This is a genomic window from Acinetobacter sp. ACNIH2 (assembly GCF_002934965.1).
Lineage (GTDB): Bacteria > Pseudomonadota > Gammaproteobacteria > Pseudomonadales > Moraxellaceae > Acinetobacter > Acinetobacter tandoii.
On record NZ_CP026412.1, the window covers coordinates 577,935 to 603,165 of the forward strand.

The window sequence follows — 25,231 nt, forward strand, 5'->3', positions numbered from 1 at the left end:
AGAAATAAGAGTCAAAATTTGATCTGATATGCGCAATTTTTCTCCTATTTAGAGTGCAATGTCTCACCTACGCTTTTTTCAATATGGCCTGATTGGCTTACTCGGCTTTACCCTTGCTGGTTGTGATAAAACAGCAAGCAAACCACCTGTAACCACCCCAATCAAGGCACGTGAACCCGTTATTGCGATTGCTCTCGGTGGTGGTGGTGCCAAGGGTTTTGCACATATTGGCGTACTTAAAGTGCTCGAATCGCATGGGATTAAACCTAAAATTGTCACTGGTACCAGTGCGGGAAGTTTTGTCGGCAGCATCTATGCCAGTGGCAAAAGCCCTTACCAACTGCAACAGCTCGCGCTGCAATTACAAGAGTCCGATCTACGTGACTTGACTTTAAACAGCCAAGGCATTGTGTTGGGGCAAAAACTACAGAACTATGTCAATAAAAATGTCGGCAATCAGCCCATCGAAAAATTTCCGATCCGCTTTGCTGCGGTTGCAACTCGCTTAGACAATGGCAAAAAAGCTGACTTTATTTCAGGTAATGCAGGTCAAGCTGTTCGTGCATCCTGTAGCATTCCAAATGTCTTTGTCCCTACAACTATTCGGGGGAGTAAATATGTCGATGGTGGTTTAGTTAGCCCAATTCCTGTGACTACTGCGAAAGCGATGGGTGCAGATATTGTCATTGCGGTCGACATTTCTGCCCGTCCCGTTGGCAATAAACCGCTGAATATGTGGGGTTTACTCGACCAAACCATTAATATTATGGGGCAACAAAGTATTAATACCGAGTTGAATCAAGCCAGTATTGTGATTCAACCTAAAGTTGGGCATGTCGGAACTTTAGACTTAAAAGCCAGCAATGAATCCATCCTTGAAGGTGAAAAAGCAGCACAACTGAAAATCACCGCCATTCAAGCCGCAATTAGCAATTTTAAGAAGTCCCCAGCTGCATTTAAACCTGCACCGAAGGCAAAATTCTAAATAAACACTTTTTTAATATTCATCATCTTAGACATCTGTTACAGTGAATAATGATACCTTTATAAGCACTATTCACTAACACAATACACGAGTAGATGTATGGAATTTGTTTTTGAACCGTGGCACTGGTTTGTCCTCGGTGTTTTATTAATGCTGTCCGAATTAATCATTCCCGCTTTCGCAGCGTTGTGGTTTGGGATTAGCGCCATTTTGGTGGGTATTTTATTGTGGATTTTTCCTGCCCTCGACTCAACAGTACAATTAGTACTGTGGATGATTCTGTCCATCCTTTGCACCGTCGCATGGTTTAGATTCATCAAACCACTCTCCATCGATAAAACCAAAGCTGGCCTTTCACGCGAAGCAACCATTGGTCAGATCGGAATGGTCATTCAAGTCAATATGGAACATGAACAAATCCGCGTTAGGTTTCCAATGCCAGTTTTAGGCTCAGATGAATGGAACTGTCGCACTCTCACAAGTGTGAATGTTGGTGATCGGGTACGTGTAGTCGATATTCTGGGGAATGATCTTGTGGTACAGCCACATCGTCCAAATCATGACAATCAATAAAAGCGAGTAAAACTATGTCAGCGGGATCTATTATTGTTATTGCGTTGTTGGCTTTTGTCGGCATCACGATTTTTAAGGGGGTTCGTATTGTTCCCCAAGGCTACAAATGGATTGTACAGCGTCTAGGTAAATACCATACGACATTAAGTCCTGGTCTAAACTTTGTCATTCCATATGTGGATGAAGTGGCTTACAAAGTCACCACCAAAGATATTGTTTTAGATATCCCATCTCAAGAAGTAATTACCCGTGATAATGCTGTATTGGTCATGAACGCAGTAGCATACATTAACTTAACTACCCCTGAAAAAGCAGTCTACGGGATTGAAAACTACACATGGGCGATTCAAAACTTGGTGCAAACCTCGCTTCGCTCTATCGTAGGCGAAATGGATTTAGATGATGCACTCTCTTCACGTGACCATATTAAAGCTAAACTCAAAGCAGCCATTTCTGATGATATTTCAGATTGGGGGATTACTTTAAAAACCGTTGAAATTCAAGATATTCAACCTTCACAGACCATGCAGTCAGCGATGGAAGCACAAGCTGCTGCTGAGCGTCAACGTCGTGCAACAGTAACCAAAGCAGATGGTGAAAAACAAGCCGCAATTTTGGAAGCCGATGGTCGCCTTGAAGCGTCACGTCGTGATGCAGAAGCGCAGGTGGTACTTGCAGAAGCCTCACAACGTGCGATTGAAATGGTCAGTTCAGCTGTGGGCGATAAAGAAATTCCTGTCGCCTATTTATTAGGTGAACAGTATGTGAAAGCCATGCAAGAGATGGCAAAATCCAATAATGCCAAGACGGTAGTTTTACCTGCGGATGTCCTCAATACCATTCGTGGTGTCATGGGTCGTAACAATTAATTCAGACCAATAATATCCTTTGGTGTTTCAAAGAAATAGGCAGTTTGTGACTGCCTATTCTTTTTTTCATTACAAAAAAAACAGAAAACTTTGTGAATTTATGTTTAAATCCCGCGCTTATTTTCAGGATATTGTTTGCTTTTTGTAACCATTTTAACAGAAAGCGGAATTTCAGTTTGTGATTTAACTCCCAAGGATAAGCGTATGAGTTCACTGAATCCGACCTTAATCACTTTTTTCTTTTATATCATTGCCATGGTTTTTATTGGCTTGATGGCTTACCGTGCGACCAACAACTTTGATGATTATATCTTGGGTGGTCGTAGTCTAGGAAGTTTTGTGACTGCACTTTCGGCAGGTGCATCCGACATGAGTGGTTGGTTGCTCATGGGCCTACCTGGCGCAATCTATTTATCAGGTTTATCTGAAATGTGGATAGGTATTGGTTTAATTATTGGTGCTTGGCTCAACTGGTTATTGGTCGCAGGACGTTTACGTGTACATACCGAAGTACAATACAACGCATTAACCCTCCCAGACTATTTTTCCAATCGTTTTAATGATCATAAAAAAGTTCTGCGTATTGTCTCTGCCTGTGTGATTTTAATTTTCTTCGCGATTTATTGTGCTTCTGGCATGGTGGCTGGTGCACGATTATTCGAAAACATGTTTAGTATGTCTTATACAACTGCACTTTGGGTCAGTGCGATTGCAACCATCAGCTATGTATTTATTGGGGGTTTCCTTGCTGTAAGTTGGACGGATACCATTCAAGCCACTTTAATGATTTTTGCCCTCGTGCTCACACCTATTGTTGCTGTACTGAGCTTTACTGATACACAACAACTGACCATAGCGCTTGAAGCGGCACGTCCACAAGCCATGAACCTGTTCGGTGACTTGAGTATGGTAGCTATCATTTCGTTAATGGCTTGGGGGCTAGGCTACTTTGGGCAGCCGCACATTTTAGTACGCTTTATGGCAGCAGATTCTGTGAAATCAATTCCAAATGCTCGTCGTATTGGTATGGCATGGATGACCTTCTGTTTAGGCGGGGCTGTGGCTGCGGGCTTCTTTGGGATTGCTTACTTCCAACAACACCCTGAATATGCTGCTGTTGTCAGTGCTAACCCTGAAACCGTATTCATGGAATTAACCAAGGTTCTGTTTAATCCATGGATTGCAGGGATTGTACTTGCAGCAATTTTGGCAGCTGTGATGAGTACTTTGAGCTGCCAATTATTGGTATGTTCTAGCACCTTAACTGAAGACTTCTACAAAGCATTTCTACGTAAAAATGCTTCGCAAAAAGAATTGGTTTGGGTTGGTCGCTTGATGGTTCTATTGGTTTCTGTCCTTGCCATTTGGATGGCTGGGAATCCTGACGCTAAAGTCCTTGGGCTTGTGGCATACGCTTGGGCTGGTTTTGGTGCAGCGTTTGGTCCACTCATCATACTCTCTTTATTCTGGAAACGTATGACTTTAACAGGTGCACTGGCAGGTATGATTACGGGTGCAATCATGGTTATAGTTTGGAAGAATGCCTTCGGTGCGACTGGTATTTATGAAATTATTCCTGGTTTCATTTCTGCCACCATCGCAATCATTGTGTTCAGTCTGTTCAGTAAAGCACCTGAAAAAGACATTACTGATCGATTTGAACAAGCTGATGAGCTTTACAAAGCATCAAAATAGGTGTCAAAAAAAACTCTATATGACCTAGAGGTGATATAGAGTTTTCCTTAAAGTACATTCAGATTCAATCGATTCCGAATGCATTTCCTGTTCTGTTCGAACTTTGAATTTTAAAACTGTCTTGCCAATAAGAACTGAGAAATTTGTTCTAATTCTTGCGCTTGCCCTTCAAAAAACTGCAAAGCGGCAAAAGCTTGGTCATGTAAATTTTGCGCATAAGCTTTGGCTTGCTCTAGGCCCATTAATGCAGGATAGGTCGACTTTTCGACTTGCTCATCTTTACCCGCAGTCTTACCGAGCTGTTCTGTATTGGCGATAATATCTAAAATGTCATCCTGAACTTGAAAAGCCAGACCGATATTTTGTCCATACTGACGTAATTGCGGAATTGCAGGGTCCGTACCCTGAAAAATTGTCACAGCCGCCATCATAATTGCCGCAGTAATTAAGGCACCCGTTTTATTCCGATGAATGGTTTCTAAAGCTTGCTGATCAATTTGCTTGCCTTCAGCTTGTAAGTCTAACACTTGCCCACAGACCATTTTGGACGAAGCTGTCGCTAGAATTTGCATTTGCTTAAGAATCACCGACTGATCAACCGCTTCACCTTGGTCAAACAAACGACTGCCCAAAATTTCGAATGCCATGGATTGTAAAATGTCCCCTGCTAAAAGCGCAGTATCTTCTCCATAAGCGACATGACAAGTTGGCTGACCACGGCGCAACTGATCATTGTCCATGCAAGGTAAATCATCATGTGCCAAGGAATAGCAATGAATCAATTCTACCGCTACGGCTGCACGACGTACTGCTGCTCTGTTTTGATTCGGACGAATCGCCGCTGTTGCGTAGCATAAAGCTGGTCGTACTCGTTTCCCACCCAACATCACGGCATGATGCACTGCACTTTTTAAAGGCTCTGGCAAAGAAAAAGCCTGTAATGCTGCAAGAAGATCTTGCTGAATCTGCTGTTGCGCTTGATGCAACGTATTATTTTGTACGTCAGTTAAAGATGACACATTTGCCTCGAGTATTTTTGCTATACAGCGCCAAAGATGCTGCATGACCATCAAAGTTCGGATTGCTTGTGATTGTACGCTAAATGCGAAGCCTGCCATACACCTTGATCTAGATTTGATACAAGTTAATCTTATAAATAACGATGCTATAGGTCATATTTTTCATCCAAGCGAAGCAACTTAAAAACATTTTGCATTTAAATTTATCTAAGTCGACGTGTTTCTCTACATGAAATTCTTCTTTATCACTTATATACAACACTCACCTTTCTGACATCGCTGATGTTTAGGATAGGAATAACATCCATTATGGTTGGTATAATAAACACAATTTTTAAGTCCTTTTTTAGCACAAGATAAGGCTTTATTCGCTAGCTCATAAAATGACTGAGCAAACATAAATTCCCGAGTACTTACCACCCCCACTGAAATCGATAATTCATGCAAAATTTGACCTCGGAAATGCTGTCCTAAAATCTCAACTGCACTTCGATAAATTTCTGCCTGCTCACAACCTTGCTGTAAAGAAAAGTTCGGCAACAAAATCGCAAACTCCTCCCCACCCACCCGATAAATATGCTGTGAAACTTCAATCGGGCTCACATTCGATAAAGTTCGGGCCAAAGCTTTCAGCACATTGTCTCCCAAACTCTGCCCATAAAGATCATTCATTTTTTTAAAGTTATCTACATCAACCAACAATAGGCTCAGTTCGGATGCTTCATGTTGTGTCATAGCATGCAAATAATGTTTTAATTTCAAATCAAAGGCACGACGGTTGGCTAATCCAGTTAGATGATCCTTTTCATTACCACGCCGAAATTCTAAATTGCTCGCCTCAAACTGAATTTTTTTATGCATTAAATTAGAAATATCTGAGCTACATAATAGAACAGATTGCAGCTCGCCATTAATACTATAATTCGGTTTTAAGATAACCCAGTAATAGCGACCAAAGACTTGATACTCAAAAGGTTCAACTGGAAGCCCTTGTCTAAATCGCAACACATTTTGGCTAAACACCTGAAAACATTCTTCAGAAAATTGTGCAAGATTTTGCAAATGCATCTGCTCAACAGAAAGATCAAAGCTGCTGGCAAAAAACTGATTGGTAAATAAAATGTCCCCAGTTGGAGAAAACAATGCGGTTGCCAAAGGCAAAGAATCTAACACTTCATGGGTGTTAATATTCAAACTATTTTGAAGAGAATGTGCATCCATAATACATACATTTTTTTAGGTTAAAGCTACGCAAAATGCTACCAAAAAATAGCTATTCCTCATTCGAATATAAAATGAATAGCTTATAAAAATATAAGATATATAAATTTAAGATTTACTTATTCATTTTTAAGAAATAAAGAATAAAAAAAGCCCTTATCCAAAGATAAGGGCTTTTAAATAACAGTTAGATATAACTTATTTTAGACAATCTTCAGGCACACGCACCCAGCCTTCCATGAGCACACGAGCACTACGGCTCATAATGGCTTTTTTCACTTGCCACTGTCCGTTTTCCAGCACCGCTTGTGCACCCACTCGTAATGTCCCTGAAGGATGACCAAAACGAACTGCTTCACGTTCCCCACCACCTGCTGCCAAGTTCACCAATGTCCCTGGAATGGCAGCCGCTGTACCAATCGCAACTGCAGCTGTCCCCATCATGGCATGATGCAGTTTACCCATAGATAATGCACGAACCAGTAAATCGCTATCAGCTTCGGTAATGGCTTTACCACTCGAAGATACGTAGGCTTTCGGTTTGGACACAAAAGCGATTTTCGGGGTATGTTGACGTGTAGCAGCTTCTGAGATGTCTTGAATCAGCCCCATTTGTTTTGCACCATATGCACGAATAGTTTCAAAACGCTTCAAGGCTTCAATATCACTGTTGATCGCTTCTTGGAGTTCGGTCCCCGTATAGCCAATATCTTCAGCATTTAAGAAAATAGTCGGAATACCCGCATTGATAAATGTCGCAGGAAAAGAGCCTATCTCAGGTACGTCCAAGGTATCCACAACATTTCCTGTTGGGAACATGGCACCACCATCTTCACCATCATCGGCAGGGTCTAAAAATTCAATCTGGACTTCCGCCGCAGGAAAAGTCACGCCATCAAGTTCAAAATCACCTGTTTCTTGGACTTGTCCATTGGTAATAGGAACATGGGCAATAATCGTTTTTTGAATATTGACCTGCCAGATTCGTACTGTACAAATGCCATTTTCAGGAATTCGCGCTGCATCGACCAATCCATTTGAAATAGCAAATGAGCCAACGGCTGCCGTTAAATTACCGCAGTTTCCACTCCAATCTACAAAAGGCTGGTCGATAGATACTTGCCCAAACAAATAATCAACATCATGCTCGGCTTGTGTACTTTTCGCTAAAATCACGGTTTTACTGGTACTAGATGTTGCTCCGCCCATTCCATCAATTTGTTTTGCATAAGGATCTGGACTACCAATGACGCGAAGCAAGATTTGATCGCGAATTTTACCTGCTACCTGTGCAGCTTCTGGTAAATCATCTTGTTTAAAAAATACGCCTTTACTGGTGCCACCGCGCATATAAGTCGCTGGAATTTTAATTTGAGGAGCGAAACTCATTGTTTTTTAATCCTTGCTGAACCGTTGTTTTGACACATGCTAAAAATTTTAACCTCATCCATCATACTGCTTTTTAAGAAAAAAATTTGCCGTGCATGACTTAAGTATAAAAAAGCAACGCTTGATCATTATTTTTAAAACCAAGCAGAACGTTAGAGTCATTTTTTAAATAAATCTAAATAATTGATTCATCATTCAATTTTATATACAAAAGGTAAAATACTTCTAGTTAAATCATTTGACCAATCGTTCATCTACTAGGCTAAGTGTAATCAATCCTTTACAATCCCTATACATTCATCGTCGGGCTGAGAACTTTGAACAATAACTCTTCACAACTTCAGCGTGGCTTAAAGAACCGTCACATCCAACTTATCGCCATGGGTGGCGCAATTGGTACAGGCTTATTCTTAGGTTCCGCACAGGTTATCCAATCTGCAGGTCCATCCATCATTTTAGGTTATGCCATTGGTGGTTTAATTGCTTTTTTAATTATGCGTCAGTTGGGAGAAATGATTGTCCATGAACCTGTTGCTGGTTCATTTAGTCATTTTGCTTATCGATACTGGGGTAAGTTCCCTGGCTTCCTAGCTGGTTGGAATTACTGGATTCTGTATATTTTAGTGGCTATGACCGAGCTAACTGCAGTCGCTAAATATATCAATTACTGGTGGCCTTTTATTCCTGCATGGGCGTCAGTGCTGTTCTTCTTCGTTGTCATTACCCTTATTAACTTGGGTAATGTAAAGTTCTATGGAGAGTCGGAATTCTGGTTAGCAATTATTAAAGTTGCTGCCGTAATTTCCATGATCGTTTTCGGTTTGTATCTATTACTTACTGCGGATGCAAACTCGACTGCTTCATTTAGTAACCTTTGGACACATGGTGGATTTTTCCCGAATGGCTTTGAAGGTCTATTCTATATGTTGGCTTTCTTAATGTTTGCCTTCGGTGGGATTGAGCTGATTGGGATGGCTGCTGCTGAAGCAAAAGATCCTGAAAAAACCATTCCTAAAGCCATCAATCAAGTGGTCTTCCGTATCCTCATTTTCTATGTGGGCTCGTTAACCATTCTGTTATCTTTAGTGCCTTGGAACCAATTGGATTTGGGCGGTTTAGACAAAAGCCCATTTGTGATGATTTTCAGCCAAATGGGTATTCAATGGGCTGCACATTTACTGAATTTCATTATTTTGACTGCTGCATTGTCTGTATATAACAGTGGGATGTATGCAAATAGCCGTATGTTGTTTGGTTTAGCGGAACAAGGAAATGCGCCAAAAGTTTTCTTGAAAGTGAACAAGCAAGGGGTACCTATTCCAGCAGTATTGTTCTCTGCATTACTCATTTTCGGTTGTGTATTGTTGAATTACTTTGTACCTGAAGATGCACTCGGCCACTTAATGTATGTAGTTGTGGGAGCATTGGTATTGAATTGGGCAATGATTAGTTTGACACATTTAAAATTCCGTCAAGCAATGAAAGCCACTTCAACTCAAACCAAATTCCCTTCACTTTGGTCACCAGTGAGTAACTATTTAGTTCTGATCTTTATTGCGACTGTGCTATACATTATGTGGACACAAGGCTTTAAAGAATCTGTACTGATGATTCCTGTGTGGATTGTACTGATGGCGATCTTCTTTAAAATGATCAAACCAACCAAGAGCTAAATAGCTTTTGACTGGATTAAAAGTTATTGTTTCGACAATAACTTTTTTTATGCTTAAAAATCAGTTAGATTGTTTTCGTTTTGCGCCCTTAGCTTAACTGGATAGAGCAGTTGCCTCCTAAGCGACCGACGTGGGTTCGAGTCCCGCAGGGCGCACCATTTTATGGTGGATTTTAGTCTTTAACGCTCGAAATTAAATATAAACGGAAAATAGACCTTATATTTTGAGCCAATCCAACAAACCTGCTCCCTTAACCACATTCAACACTTAACAAATAGAAAAAAGTCTATTCACGACAATTTTATATGGATGAAATCAAATGACCATTTGACATCATTAAGTCATAATTTTTGCCATACAATAAGCTTAGATACAGCAATCTTTAAATTATTCTAAAAGTTTTCAAATCAATTGCTCATCTCTGTTTCTAAAACAAATCAGAAATAAGCTTTGTTAACGATTAGGTTCATATCTATTTTGTATATATTCTTTGCAGAAAATATGATCTACTGATTATAAAAATAAAATATACTTAACAAAATATGTTGAGTATATAACATGAAAATATCTTTACTCATATCTTCACTTCCCACGCAAAACACAACCACTCGTATGCGAGTATGGAGATCTCTTAAGGCAAGTGGTGCTGCAACCCTTAGAGATGGAGTCTATGTACTCCCAATTGCACATCGAGAGAAATTTGATGTATTGCCAATGATGTTATTTCTGAGCAAGGTACTGCTTATATATTCCATACAGAGTCACTTTCAAATCTTGATCTTTCGAGTATGTTCAGTCGAAAAGAAGAATACGATGCTCTTTATAAACAACTTACTGCATTACGAGACCACCTGACTCAAAATCAAAAGAAAGAGCTACTCAAGCAAGTTCGTAAACTCCGAAAAAGTATCGATGCACTTGTAGAAATTGACTATTACCCTGACGAAACTCAGGCACAAGTGCTAAACGAACTATCATTATTGGAACGCGCTATTGCCCGACTCGGTGAAGTTAACGAACCCCAAGCAATACAAACTCATATTCAACTTTTAGACAAAACAGATTATCAAAACCAAATTTGGGCAACTCGAAAAAGACCTTGGATAGATCGGCTAGCTTCTGCATGGCTGATTAAGACTTTTATCGATGCCACACCGACCTTTATGTGGTTAGAAACCCCCACTGATTGCCCCGAAGAAGCCTTAGGTTTCGATTTTGATGGCGCGAGGTTCAGCCACGTCAATCACTGGGTCACTTTTGAAGTTCTTTTACATAGTTTTAATTTAGAAATACCAGCACTCAAAAAAGTTGCTGAAATTGTGCATTACCTTGATGTCGGTGGGATTGAACCACCAGAAGCAATAGGGATTGAAAAAGTCATGCAAGGTCTTCGCAGCCGAATAAGCAATGATGAACAATTATTTGAATTATCCAATCATATTTTTGATGGTCTCTATGCCAACCTATCCAGAGAATAATCATGGAACAAGAACGGATTACATCCCCCGAAGCAGAAATACATGCTATTTCATTTTGGCAAGCCTTTCTGTTTTGGCTTAAATTAGGGTTTATTAGTTTTGGTGGTCCCGCAGGTCAAATCGCGGTCATGCACCAAGAACTGGTCGAACAAAAACGTTGGATTTCCGAGAAACGTTTTTTACATGCACTGAACTATTGCATGCTCTTACCAGGCCCTGAAGCGCAACAGTTAGCGACTTATATCGGTTGGTTAATGCATAGAACTGCTGGGGGTTTAGTTGCAGGCATTCTTTTTGTACTACCATCACTTTTTATTTTAATTGGCCTTTCATGGGTCTATGTCAAATTTGGTGATGTTCCTATTATTGCTGGACTGTTTTACGGTATCAAACCCGCAGTCGTTGCTATTGTTTTTCATGCAACACATCGAATTGGGAGTCGATCACTCAAAAATAAATTCTTATGGTTGATTGCAGCACTTTCATTTATTGCGATTTTTTTCTTCAATTTACCCTTCCCTTTAATTGTGTTATCGGCTGCGATCATTGGATATCTGACCAGTAAAAAGTATCCAACTCTATTTTCCAGTGGCAAAGCTCATCAGCAGAGTAAAAAAGATTATGGGCGTGCGTTCATTGATGATGATACACCTACGCCCGAACATACCATATTTAGCTGGAAACGTTTGGGCAGTATTTTACTGATGGGAGGGCTACTGTGGTTTCTTCCGATCCTAAGTCTAAGCTTAACGCTTGGGTGGAATCATGCCTATACCCAAATGGCTTGGTTCTTTACTAAAGCGGCCCTGCTCACTTTTGGCGGTGCCTATGCCGTATTACCTTATGTTTATCAAGGTGCTGTTAACTATTACGGTTGGTTAAGCCCAACTCAAATGATCGATGGCTTGGCATTAGGCGAAAGCACGCCTGGACCTTTAATTATGGTGGTTGCTTTCGTTGGTTTTTTGGGCGCATTTAACCAAGCCCTCTTAGGTCCCGATCATCTATTCTTGGCAGGTGCGATTGGAGCAACAATCGTGACTTGGTTTACCTTCCTATTTTCCTTTATTTTTATCCTCGCTGGTGCACCGATTATAGAATCGACACATAATGAGCTCAAATTTACAGCGCCCCTAACCGCCATTACAGCAGCAGTTGTCGGCGTGATTCTGAATCTTGCACTATTTTTTAGTTATCACGTGCTCTGGCCAACAGGATTTGGTGGTTCTTTTGATATCGTTGCTGCTTCAATCGCACTTGCAGCCCTAATTGGACTGTTCTATTTTGAGTTGAAAGTCATGTATGTCCTTGCTGCTTCGGCGTTAATCGGCTTACTTTGTTTTAGTTTTCTCTAATGTAACTGAATTGAATGAAGGCATTCTTTTGTGGGATTTGATTGAATCAATCCCACAATATTTTTGAGCCGCTTATGTTCTTATTATGCTCTATTCAAGTTGATCATTAGGATTCACCTAAAAAACGCAGCCCCACGCCTGCAATGGTAAAAATATAGTTTGGACTGATGGCAGAATCTCCAATTTTGCTGCGTAGTTTTTTCACCAAGATTCGAAGATAATGGGTATCTTCTTCATGCGTGATACCCCATAACTCCGTCATAATTTGTTTTTGCGTGACAATCTTCCCCTGATGGCGAATTAGCAGTGCTAACAGTTGAAATTCCTTTTTGGTCAGAACAATTTCTTCATGGGCTAACTTCACCACATGTTCAGCCACATCCACAGATAATTGACCATCATCAAACACAATGTTCAATCCAGATTGCTGTGGTTTATTGCGAAACATCACCCGAATACGCGCACATAATTCCTGAATGCTAAACGGTTTGGTGACATAATCGTTTGCGCCTGCATCGAGCAATTTAATTTTTTGATTTTCATCAGGGCGTGCAGATAACACAATCACAGGAATGTCCGACCAGAGTCTCATCTCGGTCAACACCTGCTGTCCCTCCATATCAGGTAAGCCCAAATCTAAAATCAGTAAATCCGCACCACGGGTTGCCAAAGTCTCTAAGCCTTGCATGCCATTTTCAGCGACATGTACCTGATAGCCTTGTGCGCGTAAGGCAATGTCCAAAAATTTTCGGATTTGAGGCTCATCATCAATAATCAGAATTGATGCATTCGGATGGATTGTTTGTGGCATAAAAATGTTTTTAGTCCTGATGTAACGGTAATCGTATGCGAATTAAGGTGCCTTGACCATCTGTTCCTCCAAAAGCTTCGATACTGCCCATATGAGCGCCAATAATGGCTCTGACAATCGCTAGCCCTAAACCTGTTCCGGTTTTCCCGCGATCACCACGCTGCATGGTATAGAACATATCAAAAATTTGTTCACGTTCATCTTCAGGAATGCCGATCCCCTGATCGATAATGTCAATTTGCAGAAATTGTTGCTCTTGCTGAATCTTTATTTCAATCGGAACATTCTCTGGTGAGAACTTGGCTGCATTTTCCAAGACATTAAAAATGGCTTGTTCAATTAAAGCAGGATGCACATACAATTGCGGAAGTTCTTCCGCCAAAGCAACCTCGATTTTCACCTCAGGCTGATAGCGTTTCAGTCGTTGAGTTGCCGAGCCAATCAGCTCATCCACACCGATCCAAGCACGACTCAAAGTCAACCCTTGATGACCTAATCGAGTCATATCCAACAGGTTTTGAATATAACGATCAAGTCGTTCGCCCTCGATATGAATGGTATCTAATAATTCATGCCGATCGCTTTCAGGCATTTGTTCACCATAATATTTAAGCGTATCTGCTGAACCAATCATCGCGGCTAAGGGTGAACGTAAATCATGCGAGACCGAAGAAAGTAAGGCGGAGCGGAGCTTTTCCGTTTCAGCCACCACACGAGAATTTTCTAACTGTAAAGAGAGCTGAACCCGAGCAACAGTTTGCGCAATGTCTTCAATCATCAACTCAGTTAAACGTTGCAATTCAAAACTGATGCTTTGAGCGTTTTGATGAAACCGAATTGCAATCACCCCATATTCTTTCACCAAATTTAACGGAATAAACCACCAATCAGAATTGGTCAGTGTATTGGTAAAACGTCCACAGGGTTTCGCATTCTTTTGTGTCCAATCTGCGGCAATCTGATCTTTTTCATTTAAAGCAGAGAAATCCCCTAAAGACTGATTTTCAACTTTTAACCAGACCGTCGCATTTAATGAAGTTTCCAAATGTTGTTTGGCCACGGTTAATACCTGTTCAATATCTACACAGGTCGATAGCTTTCTTTCTAATTCTTGTAATTGTAACGAGACTGAATTTGCAGCACGTAAACTCAACACCTGAGCACGTAATTGATTGGCTAAACGCCCGACCAGTAAGGCTGAAATAATGAACGTGATAATGGTAATCACGCCGCGTTCAGCACTGATCATAAAGGTAAAGCGAGGTTCAATAAAAAAGTAGTTATAGAGTAAAAAACAGATGAATACGCTGATAATTGTAATCAACATGCGAGCCCGTATCGCAACCAATAATACAGTCACAATAAAAATCAAAGCTAAGTCACTATACCCAATAAAATGATCACTGATTGCCGCCACAATCAGCCCTAGCAATACAATAATGATACTTTCGAATACTTCGCGTCGATTAAAAGCCAAGCCTTGTTCTCGCCAAGATGAATGAGCTGTATCGTTCGGGCTGGTCTGATTATTTTGAGCTTTTAAAGGTTGAACAAAAGTGATTTCAAAAGGATGTTGTTTTTCTAAAAGCTGATCGGCAATATGATCTGAAAATAAGCGTTGCCATAGCGATTTTTGAGGGCTCTTGCCAAGTAAAATATTGGATGCACCATAATCATAAGCCGCCTGTAAAATGGTCGATGCAATATGATTGCTATACAGCAAATAGGTATCTGCACCGAGCTTACGCGCTAGGTTAAAAGCCTTCGTCACCGTAAAAATTTGCGTCGTTTCGGCTTTACTTTTTTGAATCGAAATGACGCTCCATGTGGCATTGCGTCTTTCCGCAATCCGATGGGCACGGCGTACCAAATCTTCTGAAAACTCAGAACCATCTATCGCCAACAGGACGTGATTTTGAATCGGAATAATCTGCCCTTGCGCAACAAATTTTTCTCGATAATCAATATCGACCTGCCCTGCAACAGTTTGAATTGCCAGATCACGTAATGCTGTCAAATTCGCAGCTTTAAAAAAACCTTGTAATGCATGGGGTGCAACATCAGCGAAATAAATCTTGCCATGATTCATCCGTTCTAATAATTCGGGAACAGGTAAATCAACCAGTCGAATGTCTTTCAAACGTTTCAGTAGTGCATCGGGGACAGTTTCAGTTACCCGAATCCCCGTAATTTGGTAAACCACATCATTGAGGCTTTCCAAATGCTGAATATTTAAAGTGCTATAGACATCAATGCCTGCATCCAACAACTCATTAACATCTTGCCAACGATATTCATGCCGACTATTGGGTACATTCCGATGAGCCAACTCATCAACAAGCACAACTTGAGGCTTTAATTTAAGAATTTGGTCGAGATCCATCTCTTCCAACATTCGCCCTTGATATTCCACAGACTTTCTTGGAATAACATTGAGCCCTTGAATCAAACGTTCGGTATCAGATCGACCGTGGGTTTCTACGACCCCAACCACCACATGCTGCCCTTGTTGCATTAACTCATGCGCTCGGGTCAACATGGCATAGGTTTTCCCAACCCCAGGTGCTGCACCCAAGAAAATGGTCAAACGTCCAGATTGCTCACGTTGGCTATGTGCCAACCATGCATCTGCTTTATTGTTTCGGTCGATCTGCATAAGGTCTGCTCTATCAACGTATGGTCGATGATAATTGGTCTAAGGCTAAATTTAACTGCAACACATTGACTCGCGCTTGCCCATATATGCCGAACTGTGCAGGCTGAATTTGTTGTTGTACCAAATCACGAACGTGTTGCTCAGGTAAATGACGTTGCTGTGCGACGCGTTTCACCTGTAATAAAGCACTTTCAGGTGAAATATCAGGATCAATCCCACTGCCCGATGCAGTTACCATCTCGTTCGGCACGTGTTGCTTAGTAATCTGATTATTTTGGGCAAATTGTACTGTTCGCTCTTTAATTTGTTTTTGCAAATCAGGATTAGAGATTGCCAAATTACTGCCTGCCATACCATCGACATTGTAACTTACCGCACTTGGTCGTCCATGGAAATATGGTTCACTAACAAAGTTTTGTCCTACCAAACTTGACCCCACCACTTTACCATTCAGTTCAATGACACTGCCATTGGCTTGTTTCGGAAAAATCAACTGCGCAAGAGAGACGCTTGCTGTAGCGTACAACATGCCTGCAATCAAGAAACCAACCGCAACCAAACCGAGGCTTGGGCGTAAAACCGAATGAACAGGATTCGATAATTGAAGATTTTGTTGGTTCAATTGCTCATGCTTCAATAAAGTATTCATATCTCACTCCTAAATCCACAATGACACAATAAGGTCAATGAGCTTGATCACAATAAATGGAAAGATCACACCACCTACACCGTAAATCAGCATATTACGGCGTAACAATTGCAGCGCACTGGCAGGTTTGAATTGAACGCCTTTGAGTGCCAATGGAATGAGCATTGGAATAATCAAGGCATTAAAGATCAAAGCGGAAATCACGGCACTGCTTGGACTACTAAGTTGCAAAATATTCAATACCCCAAGTTGTGGAATTGCCACCGCAAACAATGCAGGTAAAATGACAAAGTACTTAGATACATCATTTGCCAAAGAAAAAGTGGTTAATGCTCCACGAGTAATCAATTGTTGCTTACCAATTTCGACTACATCTAGCAATTTGGTTGGATCAGAATCTAAATCCACCATATTGCCCGCTTCTTTGGCTGCTTGAGTACCTGAGTTCATAGCTAAACCAATATCTGCCTGTGCCAAGGCTGGTGCATCGTTGGTGCCATCACCCACCATTGCGACTAATTTTCCTGCTGCTTGTTCGTTACGAATACAAGCCAATTTATCCTCAGGTCTCGCTTCTGCAATATAGTCATCCACCCCTGCTTCGGCCGCAATTGCAGCCGCAGTCAATGGATTGTCTCCTGTGACCATAATGGTTTTGATGCCCATCTCACGTAACAGTGCAAAACGTTCTTTAATGCCTTGTTTGATCACATCCGAGAGTTCAATCACACCTAAAATATTGTGATTCGAAGCCACTACGAGTGGTGTTGCACCTTTAGAAGCCACTTGCTCTACACGAGTTTTAAGCTCAATGTTGTCTTGAATATTTTGATGGGTAAAGTTAAGAATGGCATCGACAGCACCTTTACGAATCGTTTGTCCAGTTGCTAGATTTACTCCGGAAAGACGAGTTGAGGCACTAAACTGAATGAATTCGGCATCTTTCGGCTCTTGGATACTTTCACCTAATTCTTTCCCAAGGCTGATGACCGACTTCCCTTCAGGCGTTGGATCGGCAAAAGAAGTCAGCATCGCTGCTTGGCGTAACTCACTGGGTGTCACACCTGCCAATGGATAAAAAGCAGTAGCTTGGCGATCTCCATAGGTGATCGTGCCTGTTTTATCCAAGAGCAACACATCAATATCACCCGCAACTTCAACCGCTTTACCTGATTTGGCTAAGACATTGGCTTTTAAAGCACGGTTCATCCCTGCAATCCCAATTGCAGGCAGCAAGCCGCCAATCGTGGTTGGAATTAAACAGACCAACAGTGCAATCAGCAAAACCATACTGATTTTGATCCCAACCATTGAACCAATAAAAGGTAAGGTTGCCACCACCACAATAAAGGTGATGGTCATGATATTGAGTAAGATACTCAGTGCGATCTCATTCGGTGTTTTCTGACGGTTGGCACCTTCAACTAGGGCAATCATACGGTCCAAGAAGCTATGCCCTGCTTCATTACTGACTCGAATAATAATTTCATCTGACAAAACCTTAGTCCCACCAATCACCCCTGAACGGTCAGTATTGGCTTCACGCAGTACGGGCGCAGATTCACCTGTAACGGCTGATTCATTGATGGTCGCAAAACCCTGAATAATTTCACCATCCGCAGGAACAATTTCACCTGCTTTAACGATGACTAAATCATCCTTTTTCAGTAAATTTGCAGAAATCACTGTCGGTACGGCATTTAAATCGAGAATACGATTTGCAGTTAAATTTTCACGCGCCTGACGTAAAGATGCAGCTTGTCCACGTCCCTTGGCTTCTGCAACCGCCTCGGCATAATTAGCAAATAAGACCGTGACCAATAAAATCAAGCTTAGGACTAAGCCAAAACCTAAGCTGGTACTTCCCATCAAAGTGGCGACAAGGGTTAAAACTGTTCCTACCCACACACATGCCATCACTGGATTTTTAAACGCGTGTTGAGGCAGCAATTTATGGAAAGTTTGCTGAATAATTTCTTTATTCAAGATATCCATCTGTTGTGTCGCATTTGAATGTTTCATTGTGCTTGCTCCACGCTCAAACTTTTATCGACAAATAGTCAGCAATTGGCCCAATCACCAACACTGGCATGAATTGCAACAAGGTCAGAATCAACACGATCCCGATTAAAGTCAGAGCAAAGGTTGGAGATTCGATCTGTAAAGAACCTTTGCTTTCGGCTGCTTGCGGTTTGGTTGCTAAACTCACTGCAATCAAAACAGGAATAATCAATACGCTATAACGCCCTGCCAATAACGCCACACTGGCACTTAGGTTCCACCAAAACGTGCTATCACCTAAACCTTCAAAGCCCGAACCATTATTGGCATAGGCAGAAACATACTCATAAAACACTTGGCTAATGCCATGAAAAGCTGGATTTGAACTCCCTGTCATGGATGGAAAGGCAATCGCGATGGCCGTCAAACTCAGAATCACTACAGGCTGTAATAGAATCACCAACGCTAATAACTTAATTTCAGTGACTTCAATTTTTCGACCAAATAGTTCAGGAGTACGCCCTGTCATCAAACCTGCGATAAATACGGCAAGAAACAGGTAAATAAAGAACTGTAATAGCCCACAACCAATCCCGCCCCAAATGGCATTGATCAGCATATTGCACAGTTCAACCAATCCCGTGAGTGGTGAAGCCGAGTCATGCATCATATTGACTGAGCCGTTATTGACTTGTGTAGTCAAGCTTCCCCACAGTGCGGATGCCTCAGCACCAAAACGGGTTTCCTTGCCTTCCATCCATGCCATATTGGGAATTAATGAGGATTTTTCTGTCCACAGAGTGAATACTGTTGAAGACAGTGACATCAACAACATGCTGCCAAAAATCATCCACATCAGTTTTTTGCGTTGAATAAAACGCCCAACCATAAACACTGCAGAAAGTGGAATCAGTAAAATCGCTATCATCTCAATCACATTGGACAATGGTGTTGGATTTTCTAAAGGCACAGTACTGTTTGGTCCATACCAACCACCACCATTACTACCCAGTTGTTTAATCGCCACCATCGGTGCAACGGGACCCAGTGGGATATGCTGAGTTTTAATTTCTGTGCTTTGCTCTAAAACTTGTGCTGTTGGACCCGCAGATAATGTTGCTGGGACGCCTTGAAAAGTGAGCAGCAAAGAAAAAATCAAACCAAGTGGAATGAAGAATCGAAATAAGGGGCGGATGATATCCATCCAATAATTGCCCAGATTGATACGATTCCATTTGTTTTGCTCTGAGTTTTCTGCTTGAGCTGATTGTAAAAATAAAGCTCTTAACATCGCGACCAGTAAGGCAAGTCCCATGATTGGCGACAAATATTGCAATCCTACAATCACGGTCATTTGTGATAGATAAGACAATTGTGCCTGCCCAGAATAATGCTGTTGGTTGGTATTGGTCAGGAAGGAAATAGTAGTGTGTAAAGCCAAGTCCCAATTCATATTGGGAATATGGTCTGGGTTCAAGGGTAACCAAGCTTGAGTCATTAAAATAGCGACACTTGCCCCCAGCAATAAAATATTGCTCAGAACAAAAGCACCCAAATATTGTCGCCAGTTCATCCCGCTGCGCTTGACGCCGAGTACCGCATAAATCGGTTGCTCAATCCATTTAAAAAAATGGTCACTTTTCATTGGCTTGACTTGCATCACATCCGCAAGATAAGCACCAAGCGGATAAGCCAGCAACAATGAAAAGACAAATACAGTAATAAATTCCCACATAGCAAATGCCATTTAAAATAGGTCATCATTAGTATGGAAATTGAGGGCGTAAATTTTCTATATTGAAAAAAGTCAGCTGCGTAAATTTCGCGTAAATTTTTAAATGATTCAGATTAGGGATAAAAAATTGACTTTAAATAAGAAGGGAAAAATCATCAGTGAACTAGCGCAGAGAATGTCTACAATCGGCACATCGGTTATTACTCATCACCAACAAAATGTTAGAACAAAGGGGTGGAAAGCTAAAAATCAAAATTTCAATGTTAAAAATACGCTCTAATCTGTTCTGCATCATTGAAAATATCTATATTACAGTTTTTACCCAAGATTTTACTTGAATAACTTCTGCATCTGCTTAGTCGCATCAAAATCACATATTACATCTGTTTAAAATTAATTGAATAATGACACATTCTTCATGTTTGAATTTGAAACCAAGCATTCGCTTGAAATGAATACTGAATTAAGCAGAATGGAGGGCAAACCAAATGATAAAAAATTATTTATATAAATTACTTACTCGAATATAGGTTCATCCGTTTAGAGCAAACTGAATTCATGTCTAAAATACCAGAACATGAATCAAGTTTGCTCAAAGCGTTCAATATTTTTATGATTTAGGAACAGTATTCATCACGCTGATTTTCAATCAGAGAAAGCGCAGCATTCCATGCTTTCAGCATTACCATCTCAATAATGTCCGCCTCAAATTGTTGTGCAGTATGTTGACGTACCGCTTCTGACGGAACATGTAACTCTGCTCCACCTGCCATGGCTTTAATTTGTGCCTGACACGCACGCTCTAAAAAATAGATTTCATGGAAAGCACGCTGAATGCTATCACCTGTGGTTAATAATCCATGATTACGTAAAATCATGGCACGATTTTGCCCCAAATCTCTTACCAAACGCTCACGTTCCTCTGTACACAATGCCACGCCTTCATATTCGTGATAACTCACTTTGTTCTTTGTACACGACAAAAAAAGACAACTCATTGAAATAATGGCATAATACTTGTTTTCTGACGACGAATATGATGACACATTTCAATGAGTTACATCTCATCTTAAACAAATATCTAAAGTGGAACAAGTCACGTGTAAAATGTTTTACACTGATTATGCTGGCATTAATTGTAAAACAGACATGTAATCTTTCTTCTGCATCTAAAGCCTTACCCATCACGTGCTTACCACAATCATTTTATCGACGTATACAACGCTTCTTTGCAGATCAGTATTTCGATTATCGTCAAATTTCTCAGTTAATTTTCAATATATTTTCATTCGATAAAGTCCAATTAACTTTGGATAGAACCAACTGGAAATGGGGAAAACGAGATATCAATATCTTGATGTTAGCCATCGTCTATCGTGGAATAGCGATACCTATTGTTTGGACATTGCTCAATAAACGTGGAAATTCAGATACAAAAGAGCGTATTGCTTTGATTCAACGCTTTATCTCCATTTTTGGTAAAGATCGTATTGTGAATGTGTTCGCAGACAGAGAATTTATCGGTGAGAAATGGTTTACATGGTTAATTGAAAATGACATTAACTTCTGTATACGTGTTAAAAAAACTTTATTGTGACCAATCACTTAGCCAAGAATCATAAAATTAGTGATTTATTTCGTCATCTTCAAGTTGGTCAAACAGAATGTCGTAAACGACGTATTTGGGTTGGTCGAGTGAAACTGTATATTAGTGCGCTACGATTAGAAGATGGAGAACTTTTACTTGTTGTTTCTCCTATGTTTAATGCTTCTGCTATTGGTGATTATGCATTACGCTGGGAAATCGAAACCTTATTTAGTTGTCTCAAAGGACGTGGATTCAATCTTGAAAATACTCGTTTAACAGACCCTAGACGAGTCAAGAAATTGATAGCAGTGCTAGCGATCGGTTTCTGTTGGTGCTATTTAACAGGTGAATGGCAACATGATCGAAAAAAAGCGATAAAACTAAAGAAGCATGGACGACTTTCAGTAAGTTTATTTCGCTACGGTTTGGACTATGTTCAGATGGCTATTCTACGTTTGATTGGTTTTGGAAAAAAAGAAGAATTTAAGAAAGTGCTAGCAATTTTAAGAAAGAAAAAGCCTGATAGGACAAGGGCCCTATGAAATTTGTCGTGTACAGAGCACTTTGTTATAAAATTTTAGGGCATGTTGAGAAAGTGGTAATAAACCATGTTTCTGAGCGGAAACCGCAATACCATCTGCTGTGTGAGTATGAATGACGCAATGTACATCTTTACGTGCATGATGGATGGCTGAATGAATCACAAAGCCAGCCGTATTCACCATTTTACCTTGGTCATAATCTGCGACAGTATTACCGTTATAATCAATCTTAACCAAATGCGAAGCCGTCATTTTTTCAAATGGAATACCATATTGATTAATGAGGAAATGACCATCTTCATCAGGTACACGCAAACTGATATGTGTATCAATTAAATCTGTCATACGGAAATGTGCAATTAAACGGTATAAGCCAGCAAGCTGGCAACGTGCTTCCCATTCCGTTTCAGATACGACATCTTTTAGACTTTTCATTGTTTGTAAACTTGTCATCCCTTAATCCCTGTTTTATATCGCTGACTCATACTTGAGTGAATTAGAAAAAATAGTGTCAACCCATTATTTCAAATAAAGTTAGTTCTTTATGCTTTCACTGACCGAACCTTCAAATGAATCTTTCGCTTCTTAACCATTCTGCATCTGTCCATCGACACTTTAATGAGCTATCGCAGTAACAATCCATGCTTAAAAACATTCTTTATCATAGCGTTGTTTGAGTCTTGAACGATTCTGCTATTTTTTAATCTTATTGTCTTTGAATTGGCATCGTCATTCGTATTCTTTTACTGTGGACATGATGCGTATTACTTTTATGTGAATATAAATTGCCCCTTATCCCTCAATAGCAAAATAAAACATCCGCCTTTAAACTTGAAAATCTAATGTCTAAAACAGAGTCATTAAATTGCTGTGAAATCATTTACATGTTAAAAATAAAGGACTTTATAATTTTATATATGAATCCCAATGAATAAATATATTGCTGCAACTTTCATCTGCGCAAGTGTGATTAGTCATGCTGCATTTGCCACTTCTCCACCCGCTCCAATTCAACAGCAAAAACAAATCGCTGGTTATTACCAATATCAAGCGGGTGATGTGCAAATCACTGCTCTTCTTGATGGTACAAACTTTATGTCACCGACTCTTTTTAAGAATCTGCCTGAAAAAGAAGTCCATGATATTTTAAAGAAATACTATGCCGACCAAGCTAAAGGCATACAAACCTCTATCAATGCCTTTTTAGTCAATACAGGCAATTCACTGGTTTTAGTGGATAGCGGAGCTGCGAGCTGTTTTGGTTCACATTTAGGTTCAGTCGTAAACAACTTAAAGGCTTCTGGCTATAAACCAGAACAAGTCGATACGATTTTACTTACGCATTTACACCCAGACCATGTTTGTGGGATCAGCAAAAATGGTGTTGCCAACTTCCCCAATGCCACAGTTTACGTATCAAATGATGAAGCCAATTTCTGGCTCAATCCAAAGCAAGTCGAAAAACTACCGAAAGAGAAACAAGCAGGCTACTTAGGAACTGTAGAAAAAATTCAGCAAGCTATAGCCCCTTATCAAGCTAAACAGCGTTTTAAAACTTACAAACTTGGCGATAAGATTCAGGGTTTTGATGTAATAAATACTGCTGGACATACCCCAGGACACTTCAGTTATGCGCTAAAAACGAAAGATGAAACGGTGGTATTTATTGGTGATATTGTGCATTCACATACTGTGCAATTCGATAAACCTGAAACCGCTATTGAATACGATATTGATCCTAAACAGGCCGTTGCGACCCGCTTAAAGCAGTTTACTGGATATGCAAAAAATGGGGAAACCATTGCTGCACCACATTTACCATTCCCAGGAATTGGACACATCTATTCAGTAGATGGAAAAAGCTATCAGTGGATTCCTGTGCATTTTAAGGACTAGTCTATAACTGAACCACCCTCTCCGTTTAGGAGAGGGTCAACGATGTAAAACTGTTACTTCATTCCAAAAATAAGTTTTAACCCAAGTAAAGTCATAACCCCACCTGCTACACGGTCAAAAATCGCTTTCGATTTTAAATAAACTTTCCGTGGACCTTCTGCTGACAAAGCAACTGCCACCAATGAATACCAACCTGCATCAATAAAGAAACACAACATCGGTAATACGACATAAAAATAGGTCGGAATATCTTTTGGCAATAAAGCGGTGAAAATACTGGCCAACACAATCGCAATTTTTGGGTTACTCATTTGTGTAATTAAGCCCAATCGGTACGCTTGTTTATAGCTCATTGGAGCTGTTTCACCATTCGTGGTTTCCATTGGCTCCTTAGCATGCTTAATAATTTTAAATGCCAGCCAAAGTAAATATAAACCACCACAGATTTTTAAAGCGAGATATGCCGAAGGCACGGCCAATAGAATGGCTTGTAAACCCATCACCGCCAATAAACCGAACAACGCTGCACCTGTTCCTGTACCCAATGCAGTAAACAAACCGTGTTTACGCGAAATCGCAATTGAGTTTTTCGCCACATAAATAAAGGTCGGCCCAGGGCTAATTGCGCCTAACATTAAAGCTAAGGTAATTGAACCTAATATAATGAGCGATTCCAAAGCGCACCTCGATGCATTGGGATAAAAATGGGTGCATTATTTTAGACAAAATTTGCACCAAAACCTATCAAAAAATGTGTTTAGCGAAATAAAAAACACTTTAAATCCTATTATCCCAAGCGACTCTATTCCCTTTAATATTGTTATTTAAATACACATGTAAAGTATTTATTAATGCCAAAACAATGAACTCAATTAGAGTAATTATTCAATATAATATTTATTATCATATACTTAAAATTATAACACAGAAATTTTACATTTTAACTTAATTACTTTTTTCTCCATAAAACCATTTTTTTAATCAAAATTTCACATTAAATTTTCACATTTCTTTCCTAGTATTCTTACCCCAACAATCACATACTAAAAATATGGTTTTATTTTACTTTCTGATAAAAATGACACAAGAGGGTTGA

Annotated in this window: 17 protein-coding genes, 1 tRNA gene and 3 pseudogenes; 10 read left to right on the plus strand and 11 right to left on the minus strand. The window is 40.2% G+C overall.

The window, feature by feature from the left end:
• Positions 1-58: 58 nt before the first annotated feature.
• The 4 genes from C3F34_RS02730 to putP all read left to right on the plus strand — a co-directional run bounded on the left by C3F34_RS02730 (position 59) and on the right by putP (position 4,122).
• On the plus strand, positions 59-985 hold the full coding sequence (locus C3F34_RS02730; RefSeq protein WP_104441033.1) for a patatin-like phospholipase family protein: 927 nt from the start codon (positions 59-61) through the stop codon (positions 983-985).
• Positions 986-1,084: 99 nt separating this feature from the next.
• The gene (locus C3F34_RS02735; RefSeq protein WP_104441034.1) at positions 1,085-1,558 is read left to right on the plus strand and encodes an NfeD family protein; all 474 of its coding nucleotides are present in this window, start codon (positions 1,085-1,087) and stop codon (positions 1,556-1,558) included.
• A 14-nt stretch (positions 1,559-1,572) separates the two neighbouring features.
• Complete coding sequence (locus C3F34_RS02740; RefSeq protein WP_044740922.1) at positions 1,573-2,427, plus strand: SPFH domain-containing protein; 855 nt, start codon at positions 1,573-1,575, stop codon at positions 2,425-2,427.
• 204 nt (positions 2,428-2,631) lie between these two features.
• On the plus strand, positions 2,632-4,122 hold the full coding sequence (putP, locus tag C3F34_RS02750; RefSeq protein ID WP_104441036.1) for a sodium/proline symporter PutP: 1,491 nt from the start codon (positions 2,632-2,634) through the stop codon (positions 4,120-4,122).
• A 110-nt stretch (positions 4,123-4,232) separates the two neighbouring features.
• Here the strand turns inward: putP and C3F34_RS02755 are convergent, their stop codons facing one another.
• The 3 genes from C3F34_RS02755 to prpF all read right to left on the minus strand — a co-directional run bounded on the left by C3F34_RS02755 (position 4,233) and on the right by prpF (position 7,751).
• Entirely contained in the window at positions 4,233-5,141 is a 909-nt protein-coding gene (locus C3F34_RS02755) for a polyprenyl synthetase family protein (protein WP_044740959.1), read from the minus strand.
• 249 nt (positions 5,142-5,390) lie between these two features.
• Complete coding sequence (locus C3F34_RS02760) at positions 5,391-6,362, minus strand: GGDEF domain-containing protein (protein WP_052662172.1); 972 nt, start codon at positions 6,360-6,362, stop codon at positions 5,391-5,393.
• Between the two features lie 198 nt (positions 6,363-6,560).
• The gene (prpF, locus tag C3F34_RS02765) at positions 6,561-7,751 is read right to left on the minus strand and encodes a 2-methylaconitate cis-trans isomerase PrpF (protein WP_044740925.1); all 1,191 of its coding nucleotides are present in this window, start codon (positions 7,749-7,751) and stop codon (positions 6,561-6,563) included.
• A gap of 317 nt (positions 7,752-8,068) precedes the next feature.
• Here prpF and C3F34_RS02770 point away from each other — a divergent pair, with 317 nt between their 5' ends.
• From C3F34_RS02770 to chrA, 4 genes and pseudogenes are all read left to right on the plus strand, one after another.
• A complete protein-coding gene (locus C3F34_RS02770; protein WP_044740926.1) occupies positions 8,069-9,424 on the plus strand; it encodes an amino acid permease in 1,356 nt (451 codons plus the stop codon).
• Positions 9,425-9,506: 82 nt separating this feature from the next.
• Positions 9,507-9,582 (plus strand) — tRNA-Arg (locus tag C3F34_RS02775).
• Positions 9,583-9,982: 400 nt separating this feature from the next.
• Positions 9,983-10,902 (plus strand): annotated as a pseudogene (locus C3F34_RS02780) (chromate resistance protein ChrB domain-containing protein).
• A 2-nt stretch (positions 10,903-10,904) separates the two neighbouring features.
• The gene (chrA, locus tag C3F34_RS02785; RefSeq protein ID WP_044740927.1) at positions 10,905-12,257 is read left to right on the plus strand and encodes a chromate efflux transporter; all 1,353 of its coding nucleotides are present in this window, start codon (positions 10,905-10,907) and stop codon (positions 12,255-12,257) included.
• 106 nt (positions 12,258-12,363) lie between these two features.
• Here the strand turns inward: chrA and C3F34_RS02790 are convergent, their stop codons facing one another.
• From C3F34_RS02790 to C3F34_RS02815, 6 genes and pseudogenes are all read right to left on the minus strand, one after another.
• Positions 12,364-13,068 (minus strand): response regulator, encoded by a 705-nt coding sequence (locus C3F34_RS02790; RefSeq protein WP_044740928.1) that lies wholly within the window; start codon positions 13,066-13,068, stop codon positions 12,364-12,366.
• 10 nt (positions 13,069-13,078) lie between these two features.
• Positions 13,079-15,724 (minus strand): sensor histidine kinase, encoded by a 2,646-nt coding sequence (locus C3F34_RS02795; protein WP_044740929.1) that lies wholly within the window; start codon positions 15,722-15,724, stop codon positions 13,079-13,081.
• A 13-nt stretch (positions 15,725-15,737) separates the two neighbouring features.
• Positions 15,738-16,373, minus strand: coding sequence for a potassium-transporting ATPase subunit KdpC (gene kdpC / locus C3F34_RS02800; RefSeq protein ID WP_044740930.1), 636 nt, complete (start codon positions 16,371-16,373; stop codon positions 15,738-15,740).
• Positions 16,374-16,382: 9 nt separating this feature from the next.
• Positions 16,383-18,395, minus strand: a complete 2,013-nt coding sequence (gene kdpB / locus C3F34_RS02805; RefSeq protein WP_044740931.1) for a potassium-transporting ATPase subunit KdpB — start codon at positions 18,393-18,395, stop codon at positions 16,383-16,385.
• Between the two features lie 16 nt (positions 18,396-18,411).
• Positions 18,412-20,109 carry a potassium-transporting ATPase subunit KdpA gene (gene kdpA, locus C3F34_RS02810; RefSeq protein ID WP_104442280.1) on the minus strand — a complete coding sequence of 566 codons (1,698 nt, stop codon included), beginning with the start codon at positions 20,107-20,109 and terminating at the stop codon, positions 18,412-18,414.
• A 617-nt stretch (positions 20,110-20,726) separates the two neighbouring features.
• A pseudogene (locus C3F34_RS02815) lies at positions 20,727-21,077 on the minus strand (class II aldolase/adducin family protein); the annotation flags it as partial.
• Positions 21,078-21,148: 71 nt separating this feature from the next.
• Between C3F34_RS02815 and C3F34_RS02820 the strand changes: the two are divergent.
• Positions 21,149-22,239 (plus strand): IS4 family transposase gene (locus C3F34_RS02820; RefSeq protein ID WP_104442269.1). Its coding sequence is split into 2 segments (ribosomal slippage): positions 21,149-21,689 and positions 21,689-22,239, totalling 1,092 coding nucleotides; the frame shifts between segments, so codons are not numbered across the junction.
• Between the two features lie 18 nt (positions 22,240-22,257).
• On the opposite strand, the pseudogene C3F34_RS02825 reads toward C3F34_RS02820, so the two are convergent.
• Positions 22,258-22,692, minus strand: a pseudogene (locus C3F34_RS02825) (class II aldolase/adducin family protein); the annotation flags it as partial.
• A gap of 474 nt (positions 22,693-23,166) precedes the next feature.
• On the opposite strand from C3F34_RS02825, the gene C3F34_RS02830 reads away from it, so the two are divergent.
• On the plus strand, positions 23,167-24,135 hold the full coding sequence (locus C3F34_RS02830) for an MBL fold metallo-hydrolase (protein WP_104441037.1): 969 nt from the start codon (positions 23,167-23,169) through the stop codon (positions 24,133-24,135).
• 53 nt (positions 24,136-24,188) lie between these two features.
• Here C3F34_RS02830 and C3F34_RS02835 read toward each other — a convergent pair whose 3' ends face one another.
• A complete protein-coding gene (locus C3F34_RS02835) occupies positions 24,189-24,770 on the minus strand; it encodes a LysE family translocator (protein WP_171069569.1) in 582 nt (193 codons plus the stop codon).
• Positions 24,771-25,231 lie beyond the last annotated feature (461 nt).